Genomic DNA, 3,793 nt, shown 5'->3' with positions numbered 1-3,793 from the left:
GATTATTAACGCTAAATCAAAATAACAAAATGTACTTATTATTAGTTATCTTAATGGTGCTTGCATCCTTGCTGATGTGTTTCATTGTGTTGATTCAGAATTCCAAAGGCGGTGGTCTGGCTTCGGGTTTCTCGTCATCCAATCAGATTATGGGTGTGCGCAAGACTACTGACTTTCTGGAAAAGGCAACATGGAGCCTCGCTGTATTTTTGGTGGTGATGAGTGTTTTTTCCGCTTACGTTATTCCTGCCTCTTCTCACAAAGGTGGCGATGTAATCTTGGAACAGGCACAACAGGAAGAAAAGACAAACCCGTACAATATGCCCGTAGGTACGGCTGCTCCGCAAGCTGAACAACCGGTTGAAACTGCTCCGGCTGCTCCGGATGTTGCAGAACAGGCTGAAAACTAATATTCAAGAAATAACGGTGATTTCTTGACAGGTGGAATTGTACAATCAATATTGTGCAATTCTGCCTGTTTTTATATACAGGCTCTTATATTTAATTATTTTTGCAGCCGGATATAATTTGTTCGAAACTATAAACCATATTATAATATTGTAATGACAACTACTGACAAAATTCACCAGACGCTTCGCGACTCGGCGGGTATGCGCTGGTTGGTGCTCCTGCTTTTAGCGTTCGCCATGTTCTGTTCATATATTTTTATGGACATACTTTCGCCTATTAAAGACTTGATGCAATCTACACGCGGTTGGGATTCAACGGCATTCGGTACGATGCAAGGTTCTGAGACATTTCTCAATGTATTTGTGTTTTTCCTGATTTTTGCGGGTATCATACTCGACAAGATGGGAGTACGCTTCACTGCAATCCTTTCGGGTGCCGTGATGCTTGTCGGCGCTACCATAAACTGGTATGCGGTGACGGATGCTTTTCAGGGAAGCGGACTTCAAACTTGGTTTACCGATAACCTGAACTATATCCCCGGTTTTGACGAACTGGGCATTTCCCCGTTCTATAGAGGTATGCCGGCATCGGCAAAGTTTGCGGCAATCGGTTTCATGATTTTTGGTTGCGGTGTCGAAATGGCGGGTATTACCGTGTCGCGCGGCATCGTCAAGTGGTTCAAAGGCCGTGAAATGGCGCTCGCTATGGGTTCCGAAATGGCACTTGCCCGCCTGGGGGTTGCCACTTGCATGATATTCTCTCCGGTATTTGCCAAATTGGGAGGTGTTATTGACGTTTCCCGTTCGGTGGCATTCGGTGTGGTGTTGCTGCTGATTGCCCTGATTATGTTCATCGTCTACTTCTTTATGGACAAAAAACTGGATGCGCAGACGGGCGAGGCAGAGGAGAAAGACGACCCGTTCAAAATCAGCGACCTCGGCACCATTCTGTCGAGTGGCGGTTTCTGGTTGGTGGCGCTTCTTTGCGTGCTCTACTATTCTGCCATATTCCCTTTCCAGAAGTATGCCGTCAACATGTTGCAGTGTAACTTGGTGTTCAAGGAAGTGCCTGCCGGTTCTTTCTGGGCTACCAATACGGTGACAATCCTCCAGTACTGTATCATGTTGGTTGTTGCCGGCGCTTCTTTTGCAAGCAATTTCACGAAGAAGGCAAGTTTGAAGTACGGTTCGCTTGCAGTGGCAGGTGTGCTGTTGGTAGTTTTCTGCTACATGGGCTATATGCGCCAAAGCGCGGAGACGGTGTTTGCCGTATTCCCCCTGCTGGCTGTGGGCATCACTCCGATACTTGGTAATTATGTAGACCATAAGGGTAAGGCGGCTTCAATGCTGATGATCGGTTCCCTGCTGCTTGTGCTCTGCCACCTTACTTTTGCGTTTGTGCTGCCGGCATTCAAGGACAATGCAGTAGGCGGAGTGATGATTGCCTACCTCACGATACTGGTGCTTGGCGCAAGTTTCTCATTGGTTCCTGCTTCTTTATGGCCCAGTGTCCCGAAACTGGTCGATGCCAAAATTATAGGCAGCGCCTATGCGCTAATCTTTTGGGTGCAGAACATCGGTCTTTGGCTCTTTCCGCTGCTCATCGGAAAAGTGCTCGACAAAACCAATACGCAGCTTGTTGCCGATTTGAAAAACGGGGTGATTACTCCGGAGGAAGCCGCCGTGTCGTACGATTACACAGCACCGCTTGTGATGCTTGCTTGTCTGGGTATTGCCGCTTTGGTGCTGGGCTTCATCCTTAAGATGGTCGACAAGAAGAAGGGACTCGGTCTGGAAGAGCCTAATATCAAAGCCTGAAAACGGTAATGTCAGCTATAAAAAGTAAAGTAAACCTGTTGGATGCTGTTCCCGTTCGGTGCGGGCACATCACGACTGCGTGGGAAGGGGAGTGCGTCACACTTTCCTTCCCACGTTTTAAACACGATTGGATGCGCCGTTTCCTGTTGCCGAAAAGCATGTCGCCCGATGTCCATGTAAAATTGGAAGAACACGGCACTGCGGTATGGCGCCTGATAGACGGGCGGCGGACGGTGCAGGAGATAATATTTTTGCTTGCTGAACACTTTCAGGATGAGGATAATTATCCGTCACGCGTCACGGCTTATGTGATGCAGTTGCAAAAAGACGGATTTATCCAATTGAAGATTGAAAGTTGAGCGTTGAAAAACAGAGGTAGCCGCATTTGTATTTTTTCTTACCGAAATTCCGCTCAATAAAATTTAGACGGCTACTATAGGTTTTCTTGGATATACCGCCTGACCTCTGCTTTCATCCTCAGTGTCTTGGTTCCTTCCTTTTTTACCGATTGGTTTACTATCTTTTTCGCCATCTGCATAGCCGCTTTCCGGTCTCCCCGATTGGTATAAAGAAGAAACAACTTATAATTCGGGGTAAGGCGGCACGGGCACCATAGATGCCGCGGTACGGTAACACGTTTCCGCCCGGGCAGAGTCTTTTTTAAGCAACAAAAAATGTGAATAAGGAACACACTCCAAAAAGTACGGATGTTATAGTTAACAAAGAAAGCCTTAATATGACTCGCAAAGTACAGGAAGGTAATTCTTGTGTACCAACTATAATAGAATATATACTTAAAAGTAATGGAAGTAGTACGAGTAGGGAAGATATAATAAAATATTATGAGAATAAATTATTAAAAAACGGAAATAGCTATGATGTCATTTCGAAAGGTGTTCCTTCTAATATGGTTGCTTCCGGTGTTGTTAATTTCTTGGGAGTTAATGGTATTGAGAATACTCAATATGGTGGAAATTCGCCATTCGATTACAAAGGAGCAGTTGATAGAGGAAACACGGTGATGACAAATATTCGTTTAGATAATGGATATGGACACAATATTTGGATAGTCGGCTATACGGAAGAAGGAAATTATATTTATATTGATACAAATGATAGTAAAAAGGAATTTGAATGTAGCTCAGATTATTTGGAGTGGAAAAATGTATCAAAGTATGATTTTGAAATTAAAAAGAAGTAAAATTATGAAGAATTTATTTATTCTATTGTTGTTAAATATGTGTTGTAATATATCTGTATTTGCTCAAGGACAAAAGACTACGCAAGAATTGTTAATGAGCACAAAGTGGGAACCTCAAGACTTCTATCATGAAGATAATTGTGGGTTTGTTAGATATACGGAGGTGAAGTTTATTACAGAAATGAAATTTTCTGGAAAGTATCGATTTTTTAGTTACGATTATTATCTGAGTTCATTTCCAGATTCCGTATTTGATAGAAATAAAATAGGTAAAAATTGTAATGGAAAATACATCATTGAGGATGGTGGTGATTATGTTTTTATTTCAGATATTTTAGAACTGACGTCTACAAAATTAGTCGTT

At 43.3% G+C, this 3,793-nt stretch carries 4 protein-coding genes; all 4 read left to right on the top strand.

Translation table 11 applies throughout. The features are described from left to right. The first annotated feature begins 29 nt into the window (after nucleotides 1-29). Nucleotides 30-410: a preprotein translocase subunit SecG gene (gene secG, locus QZ327_RS00360; RefSeq protein ID WP_294616153.1), complete on the top strand. Its 381-nt coding sequence runs from the start codon at nucleotides 30-32 to the stop codon at nucleotides 408-410. A gap of 153 nt (nucleotides 411-563) precedes the next feature. Next, complete coding sequence (locus tag QZ327_RS00355) at nucleotides 564-2,228, top strand: MFS transporter (protein ID WP_294616151.1); 1,665 nt, start codon at nucleotides 564-566, stop codon at nucleotides 2,226-2,228. Nucleotides 2,229-2,236: 8 nt separating this feature from the next. Beyond that, nucleotides 2,237-2,587: a PqqD family protein gene (locus QZ327_RS00350; RefSeq protein ID WP_294616149.1), complete on the top strand. Its 351-nt coding sequence runs from the start codon at nucleotides 2,237-2,239 to the stop codon at nucleotides 2,585-2,587. A gap of 317 nt (nucleotides 2,588-2,904) precedes the next feature. Then, the gene (locus tag QZ327_RS00345; protein ID WP_294616148.1) at nucleotides 2,905-3,429 is read left to right on the top strand and encodes a C39 family peptidase; all 525 of its coding nucleotides are present in this window, start codon (nucleotides 2,905-2,907) and stop codon (nucleotides 3,427-3,429) included. Nucleotides 3,430-3,793 lie beyond the last annotated feature (364 nt).

The organism is uncultured Bacteroides sp. (assembly GCF_910578895.1).
In the GTDB taxonomy this organism is placed as follows: domain Bacteria; phylum Bacteroidota; class Bacteroidia; order Bacteroidales; family Bacteroidaceae; genus Bacteroides.
Note: the sequence above shows the minus strand (reverse complement) of the source record. Positions and strands in the feature narration are given on the sequence as shown.

Excerpts from the sequence above, each read along its gene's own strand:
- secG (WP_294616153.1), top strand. The coding sequence starts at position 30 with ATGTACTTATTATTAGTTATCTTAATGGTGCTTGCATCCTTGCTGATG.
- QZ327_RS00355 (WP_294616151.1), top strand. The coding sequence starts at position 564 with ATGACAACTACTGACAAAATTCACCAGACGCTTCGCGACTCGGCGGGT.
- QZ327_RS00350 (WP_294616149.1), top strand. The coding sequence starts at position 2,237 with ATGTCAGCTATAAAAAGTAAAGTAAACCTGTTGGATGCTGTTCCCGTT.